Genomic DNA, 23,597 nt, shown 5'->3' on the forward strand with positions numbered 1-23,597 from the left:
TATCCTCTAAATGAGTGGCAATTAGGTGGTCGAAGGTGGAACCGCTGATTTCTTATGTAGCGCAACAAGGTAAATTTCTGGTGAACCTACACGGCTTGCTTGCGGTTTAAACCGTTTTACTTCTTTGAAATGCTGACGCAGCAAATTGAAGAAAATAGGTTCTTCGCCGCCTTGAAAAATCTTAGCCACAAAATGCCCGTTGGGTTTGAGAACATCCAAAGCAAAAAAAAGTGCTTCTTCGCACATGGCAACACAACGCAGATGGTCTATTTGCGGATTGCCACAGGTAGAAGGCGCTATATCGCTCATCACGACATCAATAGGTTCGCTTATGCTGGAGTGAAATTGTTGACGAACCGTTTCGCTGGTAAAATCGCCTTGGATAAACGTAACGCCTGGAATAGGAGGCATTTCTAAGATATCGATGGCATAGACCATACCGGGCTTGTTTGGATTTTTAGCGATATATTCGGATGCAACCTGGCACCAGCCGCCTGGTGCACTACCAATATCGACGACATGGGAGCCCGGCTTGAATATATGGAATTTTTCCTGGACCTCCTTGATCTTATAGCTGGCACGCGAACGGTAACCATCTTCCTTGGCTTGTGCCACGTAAGGATCGTTCAGTTGGCGGTGTAACCACAAGGTTGAAGAGAGTTTACGACCTTTTGCCGTTTTAACGGTTTTAGTCAACCGCCTCACTGCGCGCGGTTTGTTTTTTCCTAGCTGCTTGTTCATGGGCAATGTCCTGATTGACGAGGGAATAAATGATCCCTTCACGTACTCCCCGGTCGGCTACAGTCATCAATGGTATATCCCAATGTTGATAAATAGCCTGTAAAATCGCGCATCCTGGCAACATCAAATCAGCCCTGTCGGAGCTGATACAAGGATGATCGGTGCGTTCTTGCCGGTTCATGAGTTTGATCATATTAATGGCATCATTAATTTGGGTGGTCGTTAGGTGTAAGCCATCGATTTCTGAGCGGTTATAGCGTTCCAAGTTACGGTACACGGCTGTGAGGGTGGTAATGGTTCCAGAGGCACAAATAACCTGCATATCAACATCGGCAAATGCATGGCTACCCCAGGGTGTCTGGTCGTTGTCGGCTAAAATAGACAGGACATGACTCAGCATTTGCTCATAATGGCAATCCGTATCTTGGTCTTCGTTGAAGAGTTCTGAGAGTGTCATGACGCCACAGGGAAGTGAAAACCAGCCGATGATAGAGAACGCATTGTCTTCGTTAAAACGGCCCCACACGCATTCGGTACTGCCTCCGCCAATATCAATCAACAAGACGTCTTTTTTAGGACGGCGTATTAAGGAAGCGCACCCCATAAAGGCAAGCTTAGCTTCTTCTTCGGTGGAGATAATTTCAAGGTTGATATAAGCTTCGCGCTGGGCCCGCTCGATAAAATCATCGGCATTGTCGGCAAGACGGCAGGCTTGCGTTGTAACAAAACGAAACCCATCAAGCTGATACATGGAAAGTTTGCGGTAACAGACACGAAGAGCATCTAATGCGCGGGACATTGCCTCGCGAGAAAGGACATTATGGGAGGTGATTCCCTCACCCAAACGGACAATACGAGAAAACCGGTCAATTTCAACAAGTTGGCCGCCAACATAGGCTGCAATTAACAACCTGCAATTATTTGTGCCAAGGTCAATGGCAGCATAAATTTTGGAGGGTTGCCGCCCTTCAAACATACCTGAGTTCCTGTTACATACGATTATTGAGGGGTATCTTACCAGAAAATCTTGTTAAAATCAGCTATTTCGTAAATTTATGACAAAATTTATTAACGGGAGGGAATGTGTGGCTCTAGCCTGTCCCAGAAGGTCTCTTCTAGTGAGCTGTGGTTAAAATGGTTAATTTCGTGGAATCCGGTAGGGGAGGTGACGTTGATTTCGGTTAAAAATCGCCGATAATGTCAATGCCGGCAAGGAATAGACCCTGTTCCCGCAGATAGCCAGAAATGCGGCGGCAAATGAACGTATCACGGGCGGTCAACTCGGTTTGGGCAGCCTTGCCACCGACGTGAAGATTGGCCCTGGTTTCGCCGGCCTTGGGTACTCGTAAAATGGCTCCTACCGGGTCGCCATCAATTAATATAACCCGTTTATCCCCTTTGGTAACTTCTGGAATGTAAGTTTGTGCAATCAGCGGTAGCTGGTATTTGGTAAGTAAAATATCCATAAGCGCTATCGTATTGGCGTCGCCTTCTTTAACACGAAACACATCGGTGCCACCGCAGACATAAAGGGGTTTTAAAATGATATCATGGTGCGATTCCAGGAACGCAAGGATAGTTTCTTTATCGGTTGAAATGAGCGTGGGTGGGATAAGGTCGGAAAATTGGAGAATGGCAAGTTTTTCCGGAGAATTGCGAATGGCTTTAGGGTTATTCACAATAACGGTTTGTTTCTCAATATGCTCCAGCAAATGGCACGAAGTCAAGTAGGCCATATCGTAGGGTGGGTCCTGGCGTACTAACACAACATCTGTTTTGGCCAAATCAAGCCGCTCAGACTTTCCAAGTGTATAATGTGCGCCTTCGATGTTTTTAACGGTAATCGGATAAGCCAGGGCAGTAATCGTATTATTTTCGAAGGACAGGGTTTTTGCCTGGTAATAATAAAGCCGGTGACCACGTTTCTGGGCGGCAAGCGCCAACAGAAACGTGGTGTCTGTTTTGATGTTGATGGACTCAATAGGGTCCATTTGAACGGCAATGATAGCCATTATTTTTGTATCCGAACGTGACTGACAACTTTTTTAACTTCAGGAACGGTGCTGGCGCTTTTGGTTGCCGCTTCAAGCTCGCTCTGGCTTTTGGCCAAACCAAATAAATACACAACGCCATTGACGGTTTCGACATGATAATTAATGGAGCGTACATTTTCGTTGGCTAATAATTTTGATTTAACCTGTGTGGTTACCCAGCTATCAATGGCAAAGTTCTTTGCGCTCTTTTTGCGAATTTGAATCTCATTAATGACCTCTTTTACACTGGTAACTTTCCAGGCCAATTCAACTGCTTTAAGTGCGGATTCTTGTGTGTCAACGCTTCCAGAAAGTAAGACGCGGTTTTCTATCACTTCGACATTGACGCCAGAAAGCAACTGGCGATCTGGGCTTTGAATATATTGGTCTTTAATCTTTGCCCACGTGGTTTTGTCGTCGATAGCATTGCCTACAGTACGGTCTTGCGAAGCAAAAACCCCTGTGGTTGCTGCCGCAGCTCCGACTACCGGAACGCATCCATTAAGCGATAACATTGTTAAGACGCCGAGTGTAAGTGTAAGGTTGATTTTTGAAATGAGGGTCATGCCGTTTCCTTTTGAAAAACATTGTTCAGATTATAACGCAAGCTGCGTAAGGTGTCCATACTCTCCAGAGTTGATTTGATAAACATATTCTGCGGAGCCAGGTCATGAAGAGGCGTTGATTCAGGCCCACCCTGGTGACTATTATGCAGCAAGGCGGAAAGTTTTAATTTCCCTTTTAAAAATGGAATATTGAGCGATTCGATAAAACGGAACAGCTCCTGCCGTGCGGCTACGTGAGATAAATTAAGTTTTACATCTAAACTGGAATCGGTTACATCCAGCAAGGTAAGACCGCTTAAAAATAATTCTTTAAAAATAACACGCTCACTGAACCCAGGAACAATTCGGCAACCAAATCGTTTGGATAAATTGGTTAATACCGTCGCCACATGCCGTTTATTTTTAGCGTCTAAATTAAGAAGACGGTTGCGCATCACCACCCAGTCAATCTGACCGCGATTCCGTTTGGCTTTTTGCAGCTTTACTTCCCAAATCATCTGGCTATAGCGTCCAGGGCGTTCAATATCAAGTTTGCCATTATCTACTTTGGCAAGCACATCCAGATCCATGAAACTATCATTTACCGGTGTAATGACGGTATCGGCATAGGAGTGAGCCAAGCGTGACATGAAATTATCACTTCCTGGTGTGTCAATCACAATAAAGTCAGATGTCTCCAGGCCTTTACTGATAGCAGCAAGTAACCGGTTGCTTTCGTCGGCTTCACTTTCGACTGCATTTTTGAAGGGGCTTTGCTTAATCATAAAATGACGAGGAAAAGGTAATTGCACATTTTGCTTAATAATCGTCTGCTGACGATTTTCAATATAACTGGTGAGTGAACGCTGCGGATCGGTATCGATACTGCAGACCGTAAATCCAAGTTTCAATAAGCTCATGATTAAATGGATTGCGGTGGTGGTTTTACCTGATCCGCCTTTCTCATTACCAATAACGATGATGTAGGAATGATGTGCCATAACTCCCTTATAATAGACTTTTTTTGACGTGATGTACATGCGTCATGTTAAGAGTTTGAGAGGAAAGTGTTTATGATTGGTAAATGCCCAATATGTCGTGCTCTAGATTTTTCTTGTTTCATAATATTATGTCTGCGGTTCACGGTTCGCGCTTGGGAAGAGTGAATAAACTCTACAGCAGGACCTATTAGGCATTTACCGATAAGCCTATGTTTTGTCGTTGTTCATATAATCGCTCCACAAAGGTTTTTTTGTCTTTGATCTTTGCAAGCTCATTCTGAAACGCCTTTGTTTGCCTCTTGGTTGCAAGGTCCTTAAGGAGTGAGACATGATTGTCCGTATGCAAATCAAAGGTTCCTTTAACGCCGGCTTCGATACGCTGAGCGTAATTGATAAAAGCTGTTCCCATCACCAAGCCAAAAGCAACCGCTGCGCCAACAAGAGGAACAAGAAGTCCAATACCCAGGGTAAATCCGCCAATCAAGAAGGCAAGTGGTGTCATCACGCCAGCGGTAACGATTGCCGCGATGACCCCACGCCTCAGAGCAGCCCTGGCATAGCTATATTCCGATATGGTTCCTGCGCGTTTTACCTCTTCATGCAACTTGGTGTGCAAGTGGTTCCATACTTCTTTTTTTATTGCCGGTGAAAGTTGCTGATACCACCTCATGCCATGCAATTGGTTAAGGTATTTTTCAACAAGTTTGTCTTTCCTGTTTTCCTGGACGTGTTTTTTGTGTAATTGAACAAACCAGTCTTCTGGTTGTCTAAGTATATTTCTAGATCCTGGCATCGTAATTCCTTCTTAACTATATGAAATAAAGTCCTCTTTCCTGGATGGTGTGGTTGCTGTGAATTATGAGCAAAAACTCATAGAAGGCCTCATGGGCAGGCAACAACAAGCGCCGTGAAAAAAAACGATTGTGACAAAGGCAGTGATGTCAAAAAGGGTAGATGGGTGCATTTTCAAACTCCTTCTGCTTAAACTATATAGGAATTATAGGGATTAAACCCCATAAAGTCAATATAGATTTAATTGAAGAACCCTAACGTTTGGCTGAAGCATGCGCTCTAGCAAGGCTAAACCTAAAAGAAGTGTATGAATTAAAGCACTAGCTAAGAAGCCATGTTTGTGCTTCTTCTATGTGTTTGCGTTTATAGATCTTCATCTCAAATGTCACAAACCTTTTGGCCATATTGATCATGGCATATTGCCATAATGCGCCAGGAATAATCGCTACGCGCTGGATTTTTCGGTGGCGGAGCATAACAAAATGGATGTGTTCCTGAAAGGCGCGTGCGCTTTGCCAGCCCTTAAACAGGCTGCCATCGACCAAGATACGGATTTTCCCAGATTGCTGGATTACGTTATCGATTTGCGGGGTTATGGCTGAAAAATCGCCTATCTGCACTTTGCCCTGAATCGTAACTTTAACGATGTTCCTGGATAGATACTCAAAGCTAATCATACGCATTTCCTTTCTTGTCTTCCTTTCCATTATAGCCTCAAAAGGTGGTGAATTGATTAACGGGGAATGCCAGACACTGTCCTTTCTTTTGATGAGGCGCTTTTGGCCAGAAAACGGACGTTTCTTGAGCGGTATTTTTGGGAGGTGGCTGTTGCCTCTTCCGCATCCGTGTGGGATGGGGCTAAAATAACCGGTGTAGGCCCTATGGGCTTTTTCCTTGGAAACGGAAACGTTATAATAGTGGAAAGCCAGTGTGATCGATGACTTGTTTGAGCAGACTCTTCTGTTTTGATATTGTGCCTGAGCATGAAATCATCAAAACGTTTTTGATAGGCTAGGTTTTCTTGGTTCAATATGCCAATATCAAGTAAGGGATGCAGGTAACTAAACCAAAGAGTCAGGGTTTCTTTGGGAACAAAGTACCTATCAGCAGCGCGGAGAAAACGATTGAGGTTATGTTGAGCCGTGCCCATATCCCATGGTGTGGATAATGAGATTTGTAAATCCATGCTCAGGGCAGACGATTCCGGTGAGTCTTGGTCATTGATCAAGTCAAGCTCTCTGGGGTTCAAAATTCGGGGAGAGTGAAATGTGTCATGACTTAAGTGAGCAAGGGTCTTTTTGACGTGATGTAATCGGTTTCTCAGTTTTTTTGATTTATCCTTATCGTGAAATGACTGATCGTACTTTATTTGCAGCTGGTCAAGTTTCATCATTGCTTTTATCAGTCTTATTTCGCGATAAGTCTTTTGAGAAAATAGATATAAGCTTTGAAATTGTTGCTCTACCATAGGTAAGTTAGACATGTCGTGTGTCCGCTGGGCTAATATGCCCAAACTCATATCCAGATACTGATTATGGCGTGTTTGGATAAAATGTTTCCACATTCTATCAGGTTGCTTTTTGCGAGACAGACGGTCAATATATTCTTCAAAAGCACCGCATGTTTCTAAAAAAGAGGAATAGGCTTTGCAACCTTCTTCAACGCAGTCGAGCTGGCTAATGCGCTGACTGAAAATACATTTCACTTGATCTTTTGACGTTGCAATATGGTGCAGCAGAGTGCGTAATAATTTCTCATTTATAATGGAGATATTAACAGCAAGGTCGCAGAGATAGGAGTCTATGCCAACGGTCTCAATGATGTTATTGTCGCTATCCAGAATCGATATTTTTATGGAATTCCAAGGTGATATAACGACCCTGTTTTCGCCATTGATGACATAGAGTCGGCGCGCAAGCAGCAACAGATATTCAGATACCATATTGGGTTCCATCCGCACTTCAATAATATCTTTATGGTCTAATCTCGTAATGACATCTCTTACCAAATCTTTCATGGCAGAATCGAAAGCTTTCTTATCATCATCAGCAACTGGAAAAATGAGGGTCCACATTCCTGGACATTGTTTTATAGAGATATGTGTAATGGCATTGGATCCGGATAAATTTGGAAAAAATGGAGTTATATCTTTGGACATGCATCCCCCTTATGGCTAACATAAGGATACAATAGAAAAGAGAATTCGAACAACAACTTTTGTATCCATTTAGAATGGTTAAAATACATTAACTGAAATAGCGTATATTCAGCTCGGCGGACTCTTTCTCTCTCTCTACGTTCTAACTGCTCTTTTGGGATGAATGGTGTGTTTTTTGGGGAGCGTAGGTATCGCTGGGGATTTCAGATTTTCCAAGAACCATTAAATCATGTAAAATTTTAGCGGAACCCATAGCCATCGTCCATCCGAGGGAGCCATGACCCGTATTGAGATATAAATTTGAATAGCTGCTTTGACCAATAATTGGAACGCCTGAGGGAGTGCTTGAGCGCAAACAGGCCCATTCCTGTACGGCACCAGGTTGATGGATGAGGTGTTGGTAAGCTGGAAATATATCGCCGGTTTGTTTTTTCATAAGTTCAATCCGTTTTTTCTGGATGGAGGTATCAAACCCAGCGACTTCTGCGGTGCCGGCAACACGGAGCGCGTTACCAAGACGCGAAAAAACAATTTTATTGGCTTCATCGGTAATGCTTGATTCAGGGAGGGGTAATGGATGATTCTCTGGAACCGCAATAGTGAGGGTGTAGCCTTTAAGCGGATAAATAGGCAGATGAATCTTAAGGGGGCGCACTAAAGCGCCACTATAGGCGCTCAGTGCGACTACATAGAGGTCAAAATCAAAAACTCCCTGATTGGTATTCATCGATACCACACGATTCTGTTGTGTATGAAGTGATTCGATCGTGGTATTAAAATGGAAGGTAACACCTAATGTTTTACAGATATCCGTTACTTTCTGAGTAAAGGTAAAGATATTGCCGACTTCATCCAAGGGATAATAAATCGCTCCCGCCAGCGGATAAGGGCTTTGTTCAAGGATGGGCTCTTTTTCAAAGCAGGCCTGGCGGTTCAACAATGCATAGTCACAGCCGAGGCTTTCTTGATATTGCGCTTGTTTGATTGCGTTATCTAATTCATCCTGATGTTGAAAAATATGCAAAATACCCTTCTGAAGATAATCAAATTCTACCGATTCATGGGCGAGAAACTCATGCAAAATAGAGCGCGAATAGGATGAAAGGCGCCAGATCGATGCGGTATTATATAAGTGGTGTTTACTTGATGATTGTTTAAGAAAGGAAAGCCCCCAGCGCATTAAGGAAAGATCAGGTTTAAAACGAAACACTAAAGGAGCCTCATCATCACCAAACCATTTGATAATTTTAGGAATCACTCCTGGCTCGGCCCAGGGAGAGGCATGGCTGTAACTTAATTGAATGCCATTAGCATAGCTGGTTTCTTGGCTACTGCCGGGGGCACGATCAAAGACGCTTACTTTATATCCTGACTTTGCAAGGTAGTAAGCGGTCGTAACACCAATAACACCCGCACCAAGGATTGCAACACGCATATTTGTCTCCTAGAACCCACGATAATTATCAAGCGTCGAATTGCGGTGAATATAGACATTCATTAAAAACCCAAGCCCTAACATGGTTACGCCCATAATTGTTCCTCCGTATGATACCAATGGAAAAGGAACCCCGACAATCGGTAATAACCCCATCACCATACCAGCATTGATAAATACATGCAGAAAGAGCATGCCAATAATGCCGGCACCAAGTAGGCGGCCAAACTGGCTATTCACTTTTGAAGCAAGATAAATACCATAAAGGGTGATGCCTAGAAATAAAAGCAGCGCAAAGACGCCACCCAGAAAGCCAAATTCTTCATTGACCATCGTAAAGATAAAGTCGGTTTGTTTTTCTGGTAAGAAGCTTAACTGGCTTTGTGAACCTCGCATGAATCCTTTGCCGGAAAATCCACCTGAACCAATCGCGATAATCGACTGAAGCACATTATAACCTGATCCGAGGGGGTCTTCTTCAGGATTTAAAAAAGTGTGGATACGTTCTTTTTGATAATCATAGAGGTTAAGCCATACCAAGGGAAGGAAGGCAAGCCCGGTAGCGCCTACGGCTATGAACTTCCAAATCTGCACGCCTGCTGCAAAAAAGATAATGACACCGACCATTAGTAAAATCATCGCGGTTCCAAGATCTGGCTGGTGGGCAATCAATCCTACGGGAATGCCAATAATGCCAAGAGCGGGCAAAAGGGGAAGATTATGTTCAACTTCCTGGCCAGGTAACCCGTTAAAATAACGGGCAAGCGCAAAAATCATGGCCAGTTTCATGATTTCAGAAGGCTGAATAGAAAATGCCCCAATGCGAAGCCAGCGTTGCGCACCCATCACAGTTGAGCCCACCACTTCAACGCCAACCAGCATGACTAATCCTGCCAGGTAAAAAACATACGAATAACGAAGCCATATTTTAATGTCGGTGATAGCAATGACGATCATTAGTATAAAAAAGAATAAGAACCGAAATATCTGTCGTGAAGCCCAAGGCGACATGTTGCCGCCTGCTGCTGAAAACATCATGAAAAATCCAAAAACAGAGATGGCCGTCATGAGAAGAAGTAATAACTTTGGAACTGCTTGCAGTTTATCGCTTAGCGTCTGATGTGCATATCGAGTCATGAGGTTTCTCCGCTCTTTAGTTCCTGGGCTTTAGTCAGCATTTCTTTTGCAATGGGAGCTGCGGTTGTTCCACCGTGTCCTCCGTGTTCTGCGATAATCCCTATTGCATAACGGGGGTGTGACATGGGAGCGTAAGCAACAAAGAGAGCATGGGTTTCTTTTTCGGCAACTTTGTCCTCATTCTTTTTGGAGACGACTTGAGCTGTTCCTGTTTTGCCTGCCATCGCAAATTCGGGCGCTTCGATACGATGTGCGTAGGCTGTGCCTAACGGCGAATTAACCACTGTCTCCATTCCCTTGCGAACAACTGCACGGCTCTTTTCTGAAATATGTAAATCGGAAAATTGAGGAGCATGTGCTGCTTTGATAATGCGGGGCTCAACCTGTTTGTTGCTGGTAATCCTTGCAATCATAAGGGCCAGCTGTAACGGGGTTGTTGAAACATAGCCTTGGCCGATTCCAGTATTAAAATTATCGCCTTGCTGCCATTCCTGTTTTAACACGTTCTTTTTCCAAGGCCTTGTGGGAATCAAACCCGCATATTCACTCGGAAGCTCTATACCGGTACGTTTGCCAAGGCCAACCCTGAATGCCATCTCAGACATGAGGTCAATGCCAAGCTTCCGTGCGGTATTATAGAAAAACGTATCGCATGACTGGGCGATTGCATTTACGGTAGAGATGGTTCCATGTCCGTCTTCTTTCCAGCAATGAAAATAATGATTACCCAGTGCAAGGCCACCACCACAGAAGAATGAGGTATTTTCATCAATGACCCCAGCTTCTAGGGCGGCCAAAGCTACCGAAACCTTAAAGGTTGATCCTGGTGGGTACGTTGCTGAAATACAGCGATTCAGAAAAGGTTTAAGCGGGTTACGCATTAAGGATTTGAGATAATCGGGATATATAAATTGATTTGCATCGTAGCTGGGGGATGAGTACATGCACAGGACATCACCTGTTGGGATGTCCAGCATGACAAGGGCTCCATTATTCTGCATGTGCTGCTGTGCATGGGTTTGCAATCGAGAATCAATCGTTAATTTGAGTGTGTTGCCGATAACACTTTCTTCACGTGATAATTCCCGGATAGTGAGGCCTCTGGCATCAATTTCCATACGCCTGACCCCAACCTTGCCACGGAGTGTTTCTTCCTGCGCTTTTTCAATGCCGTTCTTGCCAACTTTGAGATCGGGGTGATTCAGAAAGGGATTTGCCTCGAGTTGCTTTTTATCCAGTGAACCAACATAGCCAAGCAGGTGCGCGGCTGACATTCCAAACGGATAATCACGCATTTTACCCATTTCAATTTCAATGCCGGGTAAGTCGGGTAAGCGGATATTGAGATGAGCTAATTCTTCCCAGGTTAAGTGGTCGTATAATTCAACGGTAAGGCGGGGGCTGCGTTTGATTTTAAGCAACATGACTTTTTGCTGCTCAGGCGTGAGCTTAAGAATGTCGGTGAGTATTCCAACAATTTTATGATAATCGATAGCCTTATTAGGGGAATAAAGGATTCGGTAAAAATTTCGGTTCTTAGCCATTTGGAGGTTGTGGCGATCAAGGATGACCCCCCTTGGCGGCGGAATAATCGCCAGTTTAACGCTGTTACTATCGGAAAGTGTCCTGTACTTATCACCCTTAATCACTTGCAGATAATAAAGGCGGCTGATTAAACCTGTTACCAAACAGCCGGCAGCGCCTCCAAAAACAAGGGCACGTCTACTAAATTGTTTTTTTCGCTTTATTTCATTTCGCATAGCGTCGTTTATTGTCGTGCTCAATGGTTAAAATTCCGCTACACAGAAAATGAATGCACGGGTAACAGGCGGCACTGATGATGCCCTGCATGAGGACGGTTTCAAGCATGTAGACATACGGGCTTGAAAACGCCGAAATCAGCAGACGCAACGCTTCAAATGCCATAATCAAAAGACAGAATACGCACCATAAAGTTAAAAATCCGCGATGAATAAGTTTTTTTTGTGTTCGTCTTAAAAGGACTGAAAAGACAATAAGGATGAAAGAGGATAGTCCTAACATTTCATCAAAAATAATATCTTGGAAGAACCCGATGAAAAATAAAAAAGGGTAAGGAAGGCGTTCGGGATGATAGATAGACCAGTAAAAGGCAATCATCATGAGTAGCAACGGCATAAAATCAATGATGCCAGGGATGGGCGGGACGAGCGCTTCCAGGCACAGCGAAAAGATCAGCAGAAGCTTTGGCGCGTGCAGAAGGGAATAGGATTTGAGAAAACGCTTAAATTTCATGCTTATCAAAAAAATACCTTATGACCTATAGGTATTATAGCTAGCTTGGATCAAGATGTCTATTTATATGGCGGTTGTTTTTTCAACCTAAAAATAGGGTATATTCAGCACGTATGGTTCCTGTAATAGTTTTAAAGGCTCTTTTTAGGTTCAATGTTACGAAGCAGCCGAATGCTGTTTTAGAGTGTTTGTCATGTGGGAAAGGGGCTTGATTAAAAACCAAGGGATAAAATATTTAAAACACCCTTCCATTAGGGAAATAATCTATGCTATCTTGATAAAATGCTGCGCAGGTTTCTGATTATTTTCTGTTTGCCATAGAAGCTCAAAATCTATACTCTGAATATTAAGGGAATCAAAGAAAATGAACGGGAATAGAAAAAAGACATGGAAATAACAGGTCAGCAGTTAGTTCCCAATTTAACAACTGTACTTGGGCAGCGATTAGTGCCCGTGCTTCCACTTTCGGTTTTAATGAATCAAATTCCTAAAGGTACACATTTAAATGCAGTGCTTACGCCCAATCCCGCGCAGAGTCAAACAATAGCCCAAACGGTCAAAGGTGATTTTCTTCTTCCGTATGCCATTGCACAAAAAGCAGTAGCCAATATCCAATGGGTGGAAAATAGTCCGCTTGTCAGGGTGAGGTTGTCGCCACTTAATTTTGATCCTGCCACAATTAATCATGTTGAACAATCCATTGAAGCCGAAATAAATGCGAAACCAGCTGCATCCCCTTTGCTACAAACGCCATCGTATACGACAGAGGTGACGCTTCGCAGTTTTCAACCAAAAGCCACGGATCCTTTGCAGGCTCAACCAGGTTTGCCAATAGATGATTTTATATTGGGAGTTGACGTTGGATCTGTCAGTGACGATAGTGTGCCACCAGCTAATGCTGGGGATCTTAAAGGCTATCGTTTGCATGCACAGGTGCTTTCGTTAGAAGAGATGAGTACGACGACTGCTCCACAACAGGTGATTGCTCAGCTGAAGGATGTAAATGTGGATATCATAGAATCATGGTTAGAGGCCACTATCAGCGATAAGCATCATGAGCAGTTAATTCCAGAGCTTAACATTAATAAATCCCTGGCGCACGGGTTGCCAAAAGCTGGACTGGAATTTTTGTTTGCAGGGAATATGAAGGCTGAGCTAAGCATTCAACCATATCCGTCGAATGTATTCTTAGGTGCTGGGGCTGAAGAAACAGATTCTACATTTGTGTTAGAAAACCCATTGAAACAACATCCAGATGCCATGGTATTTTCAATTAGAACAACGGTGGGCACATTGGTTATTCCAGCGAACGCTTTTCCTCAGGACGAGGAGATCATTCTAAGTATTACAGCGATTAGCCCTCCTGTGAGCCAGGCATTCGATGCGATGATGGAGCATCTTCCTTTGGGAAACAACGGCGATGTGAGGTGGATGTTATTTGAGCGGCTGCTTGAGGCGTTGTCCTCATTGCCGTCGACTGCAGAAACGAAGTCAGAAAAGGGGGGGCATTTAAAACTATCTTCGGCTTCTATCACCTCGTCGACTCAATTTCTTCAAGCGATCGTGAGTGGCTCGTTGGATGATTTTCTTACAACAGAGCAAAAGTCACATCTGCGATTAAACGGACATGCCGAATTATATGATAAGCTGCATCAGGAATTTCACGCTGTAAAAATGGTTTATGATCATTCATTGCTGTCACGCGACTGGCAAACGTTATTATTTCCGTGGCAACAAGGAAATGAAGTGTTGCAATTGCCCATGTTCATGAAAACCTATCCGGAAAAAAGAAAAAATTCGGAATCAGCCGAGGATGAGGGTAAAAAACAACGGTTTGTAGTCAATGCCCATGTGCAGGATTTAGGTAAGATTCAATTTGATGGGTTGATTTCTGGCGACGAAAATCAAAAGCGTTTAGAATTAATTATCCGTAGTGAGAGTGAGATCAGTTCGGCCATGCAACAGGATATAAAAGTGATTTTTGACCAACAATTAGTCAGCAGCCATTTGCGGGGAGATATCCGATTTAATAGAGTGACCTCACTGGTGGAGAATCCCCTTATTGAACAGGCTGAGTTCCATCGCGCGATTCAACACATGGATATTATTGCTTAGATGTTTTAGGCTCAGTTGCATTAGGGAGGGCCTCGGCCATATTGGACATACTGGGCAAAGAGGTGAGCAAGGTATGAATATGCTCACGATTATTTTCAAAACGTTTGAAATCTTTGCCAGCCAGGCGCATTTGTGGCACAGCCTTGATTGATTTGGGATCAACAGGCTGAGAGAGGCGCAACAGTTCAAAATGCAGATGGGGGCCCGTGGATCTTCCGGTTGAGCCTACATAGGCAATGACTTGCCCTTGCTTAACACGAACGCCATTAGTCACGTTTTTGGCAAAACGAGAAATATGGGCATAGGCTGTTGAAAATTCATTGTTATGCTTGATCTGTATATAATTACCATAACCACCATAGACTCCAATTTTGACGACCTTACCGTCGCCTGCGGCATAAATAGGCGTTCCAACCGGCGCACCAAAATCAACGCCTTTATGCATTTTTGTATAACCCAGTAATGGGTGCATGCGCATGCCAAAACCTGAGGTAATGCGGGCGCCGTTAATCGGGGTTCTTAAGATGGATTTGCGAATGGAAAAGCCGTTTTCATTATAAAAACCTGATTCCTGTGGGGTTTGGAAATAATAATAATTCAGGGGTTTACCAGAGGCTAAACGTAATGACGAGTACATAATACTGCCATCTCGTACCCATTCCCCACTTTCGGTGTAGTAACGATCAAATAAAATCTCTAGTTTATCTCCGGGTTTAATGTCTCGCTGGAAATCAACGTCATAACTATACGATTTAATAATTTCCATAAGGATATTAACAGGGATCCCGGCAGAAGTGCCCGCATTAAACAGGCTGTCTTTAATTTCGGCTACGGCATGAAATGTCTTTTTAACAGTGGGCTCAATGGTGGTTGACGTTATAAAATCATCGGAATGGGTGCGCACAGTGGTGTGCTTAATTTGTGGGGTTTGAACGATGGTGAGGGAGCGTAACTCGTAACGTCGGGCTTTGCGGTCAATGTCATAACGGGTAATTTTGATTTCCTGACCGATTGAAAGTTGGGTAGGATCATATTTGCTTTTTAGCGATTGAAGTGCGGCGTAGCTGTCTTCATCGCTGATGCCGGCATCTTTAAGGATAGAGCCAAAATTATCGCCATTTCGAACTTTGACATCCAGCTGCTTAATGCCGCTGTTGGATGCAGCAACAGGTGCTTCAGCGCGATAAACAAAGGGGCGGGAAGAGAGATGCTTTGGTTGGCCTTGAGGGTTGTTGATATGAAATATACCAACCGTAACCAGGTAGAGAGCAACAAAAGCGACGACAAAAAATGCCTGTCTTTTAGGAATGATATTCATTACCACCTACTTTGGTTTAGCGAAGGCTGTGGCATGAGTTATACTTGTGTTTACCTGGATTTCCTCATGGCATCAAGGCGAAACGGACAAAAGTAACTCAATGTGAGCAGTAATTATACATTTTAATTATAATAATGCAATCTTTAAATGCACCTTTATCAATGTGGTTGTTTTTTGTTTATCTTTGCTGGGTTCTGTGGTACAGTGACTGTTTGGTATGGGTTAACAATTTATTAACGCCGAGGCTCTAACGTAATGATGAATGCTTTTTCTTTGAATGATCATGTTGTATATCCCACCCACGGAGTCGGTGTAGTAACCTCAAAAATTGCTCAAGTAGTTGGTGGTATTTCTGTTGATGTACTTGTTATATCTTTTCCCCAAGACAAAATGACGGTTCATGTTCCTGTTAAAAACATTATTGCTGCAGGTTTACGTAAATTAAGTACTAAAAAAGAATTGCAGGAGGCCCTGGCCGTCCTTAAAACAAGGCCAACCAATCATCGTGGCATGTGGAGTCGCAGAGCCCAATTGTTTGAGTCGCTTATTAACTCAGGTAATTTATCATCGCTGGCTACTGTTGTCCGTGATCTTCATCGTAATATTGAAAATCCAGATTGTTCTTATAGCGAACGTCAAATTTATGATTCTGCTTTCAAGCGTTTTATTGATGAGCTTTCTGCTATTGAATCGCTAAATCGTGATCAGGCTAAGCTTTTGGTTTTCGATATACTCAAAATAAAACAAGCCGCTTAATTCGCCTTTGGCTCGTCTCCTTACGTTTTGAAAAGAGTCTGAAAATCCGGGTAATGGAAGAAAGACACATTTGTGATCAGCGCTATTTTTAGTGTTCAAACGAGTGCGTAATCCCGGTTTTTGAATTAATTCTCATATTATTTCCATGTTTTTAACTTTCCTATAGAAATTTTTAATAATCTCACTATAAGTTATGATATGCCCTTTTTGGGCCAGATTAAGGATCCTTATATGGAAAACGCGAGCACTGAAATAGATGTGAGGTCGGCCGATATGCCTAAAGTTGTCTACAAAGAAACAGCGAAAATTATTAAAGCTATTACGGATAAAGGTCCCAAAGGTGCCCCGGCATTGCTTAAGGGCTTTATAGAACAGCTCTTTCATCAGGTCAGTGGTGAGGATTTGGCGGCTTATTCTTACGATGATCTATTCAAAATTTCTGAATCACTGTACGAGTTTTCGTCTAAACGGAAGGTGGGTGCATCTAAAATCAGAATTTATAATCCTAAAACAGAAGAGAATGGCTGGACATCCCATTACACGATTATCGAGATGGTCAATGATGATATGCCTTTTATCATTGATTCAGTATCAAGCGCTCTTAACCGGTTAGGATACCAGGTCTATCTTTTGATTCACCCCGTGTTGTCTATTAAAAGGGATACCAAAGGTGAGATCAAAGGATTGCTGCCTTATAACTCCAAAGGTGAGGAGGTTAAGCGTGAATCAGTTGTTCACATTCAGATCACCTACCTTTCCGATAAAAAATACCATAAGCTACTCGAGAGCATGTTGCATGAAGTCCTTACGAAAACGCGTTTTGCGGTTGAGGATTGGAAGCATATGCTAAAACAGCTTGATAGAGAAATTCTTGAATTATCCTATCTTCCTGAAAAAATTGAAAAGTCTGAAGTAGAGGAAGTGGAAGCTTTCTTGATGTGGGCACGTGATAATAATTTTACCTTTTTAGGCAGTGTTGAGTATGAATTCGTCGATGAGAAAGGTCAGGATTGTTTGAGGATTTTGCCAGGATCAGAGCTTGGTGTGTATCGTTACAAGGATGCTACCTCTGAGCCCGTTGGCTTACAAGCCTTACCTCCTGAAGTTCTCCATTTCGTAAAAAATGAGGAATTGATCGAGATCACCAAATCAAACCGCCTTTCGCAAGTGCATCGTAACGTCTATATGGATGTTATTGGGATAAAGCGTTTCGATCAACAGGGGAACGTGGTCGGAGAGCATCGCTTTTTGGGCTTGTTTACTTCCAGGGTGTACTTCCAAAGTGCCAGCCTTATTCCCTTAATTCGTAAGAAAATTCAAAAAGTGATTAGCAAAGCCGGCTTTGCTTCTGAGGGGCATAGTGGTAAAGAGGTTGTTGCTGTACTTGAAGCGTTTCCTCGGGATGAATTGCTGCAGATATCTGTGGATGATCTTTACGAAACCTGTGTGGGTATTATTGCCCTTGAAATCAGGCCAAGAATACGTCTGTTCGTTCGTAAAGACCGTTTTGAACGTTTTATGAGCTGCATTATCTTTGTTCCCCGAGATCGTGTGTCTACTTCGTTGCAAAACGAGTTTGAGACAATCCTTACGAAGGCCTTTAGTGGGACGGTTGCCAATCGCTATACACAAATATCTGATTCCAAAATGGCGCGTTTACAGATTATTGTGAAAACAGACCCTGGTGCGATACCTAAATATGATATCAATAGTCTTGAAGCCAAGTTGGTAGAGGCCGCTTTTTCATGGAATGATTCGTTGCATGATGAGTTAGTTGCGCGAATGGATGAAAGTGTCGGCGATAGTTTATACCGCAAATATGCGAATGCGTTTCCGGCTGGGTATAAAAACAAATTTGCTCCCAAATGCGGCTTTTATGATATTGAACCCATCGAGCAAGCGCTCAAAGAGAAGAAAACGGTATTCAATCTTTACGAAAGTTCAGATGACGATAAAAAAATTGTGCATCTCAAAATATTTAATCCTGATCAACAGCTAGTCTTGTCTGATATTATGCCTAAGCTTGAGAATATGGGATTGCGAGCGATTGATTCCCAAAGTTTTCCAGTTAATTTTGATGATGCAGGCAGAGCCATTTGGGTCCATCACTACCGCTTGACGTTGGGAGAAGGCAATAAACAACCGCTGGTGCAAATTAAGCAAAAATTTGAGGAAGCACTTTTCCGGATTTGGTCGGGAGAGGCAGATGATGATGCCTATAATAAACTTATCCTCATTGCGGGATTTAACTACCGTGAAGTAATGTTAATAAGAGCCTATGCCCGTTATTTAAGGCAAATCCGCTTCCATTATAGTCAGGAACTGATTGAGCTAGCACTTGCGAAATATCCTGAGGTGTCTCGCCTTATTCGTGATTTATTCGTTCAGCGATTTGAATTAAATGGCAAGGAACCAAAAGCAGCGAAAACATCGGATAAATCGGCCTCTATTCAAAAAAGCATCGAGGAAGAATTGCAACGAGTGACGAATATTGCTGAGGATATCATTTTGCGTCGATTCGTTGCTTTGGTTAAAGCAACGTTGAGGACCAATTATTACCAGGTTGCCGAATCGGGCGGTCCAAAGGATTATATTTCCTTCAAGGTTCGTTCAGAAATGGTTCCGGACATGCCATTGCCTAAACCATATGCCGAAATATTTGTCTATTCGTCTCGGGTAGAAGGTATTCATTTGCGTGGTGGTAAAGTGGCTCGTGGTGGTATTCGCTGGTCGGACCGTCCAGAAGATTTTCGTACAGAAATTCTGGGATTGGTTAAGGCTCAGATGGTTAAAAACGTGGTCATCGTGCCAGTTGGCTCCAAGGGTGGGTTTGTTGTTAAAAAACCACCCGTGGGTGGAACGCGTGAACAGGCTCTTGCTGAAGGGATTGCTTGCTATAAAACCTTCCTTTCTGGGTTGTTAGATCTTACGGATAATATCGTGTCAGGCAACGTGGTGCATCCTAAGCAGGTAACTCGTTATGATGACGATGATCCGTATTTAGTCGTAGCGGCTGACAAAGGCACGGCAACTTTCTCTGATATTGCCAATGCTGTATCAGAACATTATGGATTCTGGCTGGGGGATGCTTTTGCATCGGGTGGTTCTGCTGGCTATGATCATAAGAAAATGGGTATTACGGCTCGAGGTGGTTGGGTATCGGTTGAGCGGCATTTCCATGAAATGGGTAAAAATATCGCTCAGGAAGATTTCACTACCGTGGGAATCGGCGATATGGCCGGAGATGTTTTTGGCAATGGTATGCTCTTGTCTAACCATATTAAATTACTAGCAGCCTTTAACCATATCCATATTTTCATTGACCCTAATCCCAATGCAGCGATATCGTTTGAAGAACGTAAACGCTTATTTGAAAAACCACGTTCGTCGTGGATGGATTACGATCCTAAGCTTATTTCTAAGGGGGGCGGCATTTTCGAGCGCTCCAGTAAATTGATTAAGCTCTCTAGCGAAGCTCAGGAAGCACTTGATTTTCATCGTGCAGAATGCACGCCCGATGAGCTGATTAGGGCTATCTTGCTGGCGCCAGCTGAACTTATGTGGAACGGAGGTATTGGAACCTACGTCAAATCGAAAACCGAAACCAACGAACAAGTCGGTGACAAAGCCAATGATGCTTTCAGGGTCAATGGCAGTGAGTTACGCTGTAAAGTCGTGGGTGAAGGCGGAAATTTGGGATGCACCCAATTAGGGCGTATTGAATATGCACGTGCTGGCGGGCGTATCAACACCGATGCGATGGATAATTCGGCCGGTGTGGATTGTTCCGACCATGAGGTGAATATCAAAATTGCCATGACGGCAATTGCCGAAAACCATAATATGTCGTTAGAAGCACGTAACAAGTTTTTGGCGGATATGACGGATGATGTCGGAATGCTGGTTTTGCGCGACAATTACTTACAAACGCAGGCGGTGACTATCGCTATGAGCCAGGGGCCAACCAGCCTTGAGCTGCATGATCGTTTTATGACTCGGTTGGAGCAGTCGTCATTATTAAATCGTTCCATTGAATTCTTGCCTGATAGTGAAGCGGTTACCAAGTTAAGATCAGAAGGCAAGATGTCACTAACACGTCCAGAGCTCTGCGTATTGCTTGCGTATAGCAAGTTAAATCTTTACACCGAGATCCTTGATTCTCATGTACCGGACAGTACGTATTTTAATGGCGAATTCCTTGATTATTTCCCATCCTTATTACGCAAGAAATATACAGCGGAATTGATGAACCATCAGTTAAAACGCGAAATTATCGCAACGATCATCACCAATGATTTTGTTAACCGGATGGGCAGCAGTTTTTATAACCAGGTGGTTGAAGATACCAGTTTGAAAGCGTGTGATACGGCACGTGCCTATGTTGCTGCGCGTGATATCTATCAGCTTCCAAAAATTTGGGATGAGCTTGAGAAACTAGATGGTAAGGTCTCCGTAGATGAATTATCCAATATTCATTGGGAACTGAGGAATCTTCTGGAACGGGTCATTTTCTGGTTATTAAGAAATTATACCCAGCCGCTTGATATCGAAGCTGTTGTGAATCAATATAAAGACGGTGTTCAACAATTAGTGGATTGCCTCGAAAACATCTTGGCACCGGTTGCCAAAAATGCATTTGATGCGCGGTGCACCCGCTATGTTGATGCTGGTATTCCTAAAGCGCTAGCTTCGCATATCGCAAAATTGGTGGCGCTCCCATCCGCATGCGATATTGTCAAAGCAGCGCAAGCTGGTAAAGAAGCTCCTGGTCTCGTTGGCGAAATTTATTTCCTATTGGGGACTAAACTGCATATTGGCTGGTTACGTTCGCAGATGAATAATTTGCCACTGGGTAATTATTGGGAAAGATTATCGCTTAAGACCATTATTGGCGATCTGTATATCCAACAGATGCGTTTGACATCATCGGTTCTTGCGCATTGCAAAAAGCAACAGAGTGCAGCCATTGCGCTCAATGCCTGGTGGAACGAATATGTCAAAGAGCTGGAACGCTATGAGCGTTTTATTGTGGATATACAGTCGCAAAGCAAACTTGACTTCCCCGTATTGCTTATAGCGGTGAAACGGGTTGAGTCTTTGGCGGCGATTGGTTAGAATCTTTAATGCATCCTCTCCTCTATTGGGAAGAGGGGATGCCAAAAGGTGGGTGGTGTGAAAGCAACAAAGCACTGCGCTTGCCTGCCACCATCGCAGATTTATACCGATCTGTGCTGAAATAGTAGAAATGCCCTATGAATGAACCACAAAGCGAATTAATGGAGGCGCCGTTACTGGCGCATTTTGCCGAACTCAGGCGCAGGGTCGTCCTCTGCGCGGGTTTGTTCCTTGCTTTGTTTTGCGCAGCATATTTTTATGCCGAAGACATTTATCAGTTTTTATTAGTGCCACTTGCTGATGTATTAAAAGGGGAGGATCGCCGATTGATCTATACGGCACTGACCGAAGCATTCATGACCTACATGAAAGTCTCTTTCTTTGCGGCTTTGTTTTTAACGTTTCCGATTATGGCTAATCAGATTTACCGTTTCATAGCGCCTGGGCTCTATAAGCATGAAAAGCAATTGGTAATGCCATTCTTCGTTGCGGTGCCTGCTCTCTTTTTTATGGGTGCGGCATTTGCTTACTATGTGCTTATTCCGTTTGCATGGAAATTCTTTGTTGGATTTGAAACCTTGGGAGGATCGGGGCATTTAGCAATTCAGCTGGAAGCCAGGATCAGTGATTATCTGGATTTAGTGATGCAGCTGGTGATGGCATTTGGAGTAGCATTTCAAATGCCTGTATTGCTTGTGGCCTTGATTGCAGCCGGTTTAATCTCATCGCAGTCTTTGGCTAAAAAACGTAGGATTGCTATCGTCATTATCTTTATCATTGGTGCTATATTGACTCCTCCAGATGTTTTGAGTCAAATTTCACTTTCCTTACCGTTATGCTTCTTGTACGAATGTTCTATATGGACTGGTAAACTTATTGAAAGGAGGAAACTGCGTTATGCTCGACATTCAGTGGATACGTGAACATCCCGAAACCTTTGATCAAGCCATGCAAAAACGAGGTGAAAAGACACGTTCATCCGAATTGCTGGAATTGGATAAACAACGCCGTGAATCAATGTCTGAAGTTCAACTGCTTCAAGCTAAGCGGAATCAAATTGCTAAAGAAGTAGGCCAGGCAAAATCCAAAGGCCTTGATGCCTCTGCCTTATTAGAAGAATCTAAACAGATTAATCTGCAACTAGCCGAAAAAGAAAAATCCATTCAGGATCATGATCCGTTGGCTGAAACATTATCCTGGCTTCCTAATATACTTATCGATGAAGTTCCCTATGGTGAGAGCGAGAAAGATAATGTGGTCGTAAAAAAATGGGGAGAGCCTAAATCATTTGCATTTGAACCCAAAGAGCATTGGGAAATAGGTGAAAAGCTGGGAATGATGGATTTTGAGGCGGCAGCGCAATTATCGGGCAGTCGTTTTGTGGTGTTGCGATCAGGACTTGCCAGATTGGAGCGGGCGCTGGCTAACTTTATGCTGGATATCCATACACGAGAATTTGGTTATCAGGAAGTGGTGCCTCCTTTGTTAGTTAAGGACCAAACCATGTTTGGGACCACCCAGCTTCCAAAATTTGGAGAAGATTCATTTAAGACAAATACGGGGCATTGGCTCATTCCAACATCGGAAGTTTCGCTGACTAATTTGGTGAGAGATGCTATATGGGACACTGATAAGCTTCCATTCCGCTTTACGGCCTACACGCCTTGTTTTCGTTCTGAGGCTGGATCAGCGGGGAAAGATACGCGGGGCATGATTCGTCAGCACCAGTTCAGTAAAGTCGAAATGGTGAGTGCTACCATTGCCCAGGAATCGGAAAAAGAACATCAGCGTATGTTAAGTGCAGCTGAGACCGTGTTGCAACGATTGGAGCTTCCTTATGAAGTGATGTTGTTATGTTCGCAAGATACTGGATTTGCTTCGCAGAAAACCTATGATATTAACGTGTGGCTTCCTGGCCAAAAGGCTTACCGGGAGATTTCCAGCTGTTCAAATTGTGGCGATTTTCAAGCGCGCCGCATGAAAGCACGACATCGAGTTCAGGGAGAAAAACACACCCATTTGATTCACACACTCAATGGGTCTGGATTGGCGATAGGAAGGACCATCGTGGCTATTCTGGAGAATTATCAAGAGCAAGATGGTAGCGTGCGGATACCTTCAGCCTTGTTGCCGTATATGGATGGTCTTAGTGTTATCAAACCGTTAGTGTAGACAGG

The 23,597-nt window shown here is 43.5% G+C and carries 17 protein-coding genes and 1 pseudogene; 5 read left to right on the forward strand and 13 right to left on the reverse strand.

All coding sequences use genetic code 11. The features are described 5' to 3' along the window. Positions 1-21: 21 nt before the first annotated feature. The 12 genes and pseudogenes from IPP74_06205 to mreD all read right to left on the reverse strand — a co-directional run bounded on the left by IPP74_06205 (position 22) and on the right by mreD (position 12,125). Positions 22-741 carry an RlmE family RNA methyltransferase gene (locus tag IPP74_06205; GenBank protein MBL0318864.1) on the reverse strand — a complete coding sequence of 240 codons (720 nt, stop codon included), beginning with the start codon at positions 739-741 and terminating at the stop codon, positions 22-24. Then, positions 689-1,717 (reverse strand): Ppx/GppA family phosphatase, encoded by a 1,029-nt coding sequence (locus IPP74_06210; protein MBL0318865.1) that lies wholly within the window; start codon positions 1,715-1,717, stop codon positions 689-691. The genes IPP74_06205 and IPP74_06210 overlap by 53 nt, the downstream gene beginning before the upstream one ends. 92 nt (positions 1,718-1,809) lie before the next feature. Next, positions 1,810-2,753, reverse strand: a pseudogene (gene gshB / locus IPP74_06215) (glutathione synthase). Continuing rightward, positions 2,753-3,340 (reverse strand): BON domain-containing protein, encoded by a 588-nt coding sequence (locus IPP74_06220; GenBank protein ID MBL0318866.1) that lies wholly within the window; start codon positions 3,338-3,340, stop codon positions 2,753-2,755. Before IPP74_06220 ends, gshB begins: the two are co-directional and overlap by 1 nt. Then, positions 3,337-4,320, reverse strand: coding sequence for an AAA family ATPase (locus IPP74_06225; protein ID MBL0318867.1), 984 nt, complete (start codon positions 4,318-4,320; stop codon positions 3,337-3,339). The genes IPP74_06220 and IPP74_06225 overlap by 4 nt, the downstream gene beginning before the upstream one ends. A gap of 187 nt (positions 4,321-4,507) precedes the next feature. Then, entirely contained in the window at positions 4,508-5,113 is a 606-nt protein-coding gene (locus IPP74_06230) for a hypothetical protein (GenBank protein ID MBL0318868.1), read from the reverse strand. A gap of 319 nt (positions 5,114-5,432) precedes the next feature. Further along, a complete protein-coding gene (locus tag IPP74_06235) occupies positions 5,433-5,789 on the reverse strand; it encodes an STAS/SEC14 domain-containing protein (GenBank protein MBL0318869.1) in 357 nt (118 codons plus the stop codon). 56 nt (positions 5,790-5,845) lie between these two features. Beyond that, positions 5,846-7,270 carry a hypothetical protein gene (locus tag IPP74_06240; protein MBL0318870.1) on the reverse strand — a complete coding sequence of 475 codons (1,425 nt, stop codon included), beginning with the start codon at positions 7,268-7,270 and terminating at the stop codon, positions 5,846-5,848. A gap of 142 nt (positions 7,271-7,412) precedes the next feature. Beyond that, complete coding sequence (locus tag IPP74_06245; GenBank protein ID MBL0318871.1) at positions 7,413-8,705, reverse strand: D-amino acid dehydrogenase; 1,293 nt, start codon at positions 8,703-8,705, stop codon at positions 7,413-7,415. A 9-nt stretch (positions 8,706-8,714) separates the two neighbouring features. Further along, positions 8,715-9,842: a rod shape-determining protein RodA gene (rodA, locus tag IPP74_06250; protein ID MBL0318872.1), complete on the reverse strand. Its 1,128-nt coding sequence runs from the start codon at positions 9,840-9,842 to the stop codon at positions 8,715-8,717. After that, positions 9,839-11,602 carry a penicillin-binding protein 2 gene (mrdA, locus tag IPP74_06255; GenBank protein MBL0318873.1) on the reverse strand — a complete coding sequence of 588 codons (1,764 nt, stop codon included), beginning with the start codon at positions 11,600-11,602 and terminating at the stop codon, positions 9,839-9,841. Before mrdA ends, rodA begins: the two co-directional genes overlap by 4 nt. Further along, positions 11,592-12,125, reverse strand: coding sequence for a rod shape-determining protein MreD (gene mreD / locus IPP74_06260; protein ID MBL0318874.1), 534 nt, complete (start codon positions 12,123-12,125; stop codon positions 11,592-11,594). The genes mrdA and mreD overlap by 11 nt, the downstream gene beginning before the upstream one ends. A gap of 378 nt (positions 12,126-12,503) precedes the next feature. On the opposite strand from mreD, the gene IPP74_06265 reads away from it, so the two are divergent. After that, positions 12,504-14,231, forward strand: a complete 1,728-nt coding sequence (locus IPP74_06265; protein ID MBL0318875.1) for a hypothetical protein — start codon at positions 12,504-12,506, stop codon at positions 14,229-14,231. Here the strand turns inward: IPP74_06265 and IPP74_06270 are convergent. Further along, positions 14,221-15,549, reverse strand: a complete 1,329-nt coding sequence (locus IPP74_06270) for a peptidoglycan DD-metalloendopeptidase family protein (GenBank protein ID MBL0318876.1) — start codon at positions 15,547-15,549, stop codon at positions 14,221-14,223. The two genes, IPP74_06265 and IPP74_06270, sit on opposite strands and share 11 nt — an antisense overlap. A 255-nt stretch (positions 15,550-15,804) precedes the next feature. Here IPP74_06270 and IPP74_06275 point away from each other — a divergent pair, with 255 nt between their 5' ends. The 4 genes from IPP74_06275 to serS all read left to right on the forward strand — a co-directional run bounded on the left by IPP74_06275 (position 15,805) and on the right by serS (position 23,592). Continuing rightward, a complete protein-coding gene (locus IPP74_06275) occupies positions 15,805-16,305 on the forward strand; it encodes a CarD family transcriptional regulator (protein MBL0318877.1) in 501 nt (166 codons plus the stop codon). 231 nt (positions 16,306-16,536) lie between these two features. Beyond that, positions 16,537-21,420 (forward strand): NAD-glutamate dehydrogenase, encoded by a 4,884-nt coding sequence (locus tag IPP74_06280; protein ID MBL0318878.1) that lies wholly within the window; start codon positions 16,537-16,539, stop codon positions 21,418-21,420. Between the two features lie 137 nt (positions 21,421-21,557). Beyond that, positions 21,558-22,343, forward strand: a complete 786-nt coding sequence (tatC, locus tag IPP74_06285; GenBank protein ID MBL0318879.1) for a twin-arginine translocase subunit TatC — start codon at positions 21,558-21,560, stop codon at positions 22,341-22,343. Continuing rightward, positions 22,318-23,592 (forward strand): serine--tRNA ligase, encoded by a 1,275-nt coding sequence (gene serS / locus IPP74_06290; protein MBL0318880.1) that lies wholly within the window; start codon positions 22,318-22,320, stop codon positions 23,590-23,592. Before tatC ends, serS begins: the two co-directional genes overlap by 26 nt. Positions 23,593-23,597: the final 5 nt, after the last annotated feature.

Source organism: Alphaproteobacteria bacterium (assembly GCA_016722515.1).
Lineage (GTDB): Bacteria > Pseudomonadota > Alphaproteobacteria > Rickettsiales > JADKJE01 > JADKJE01.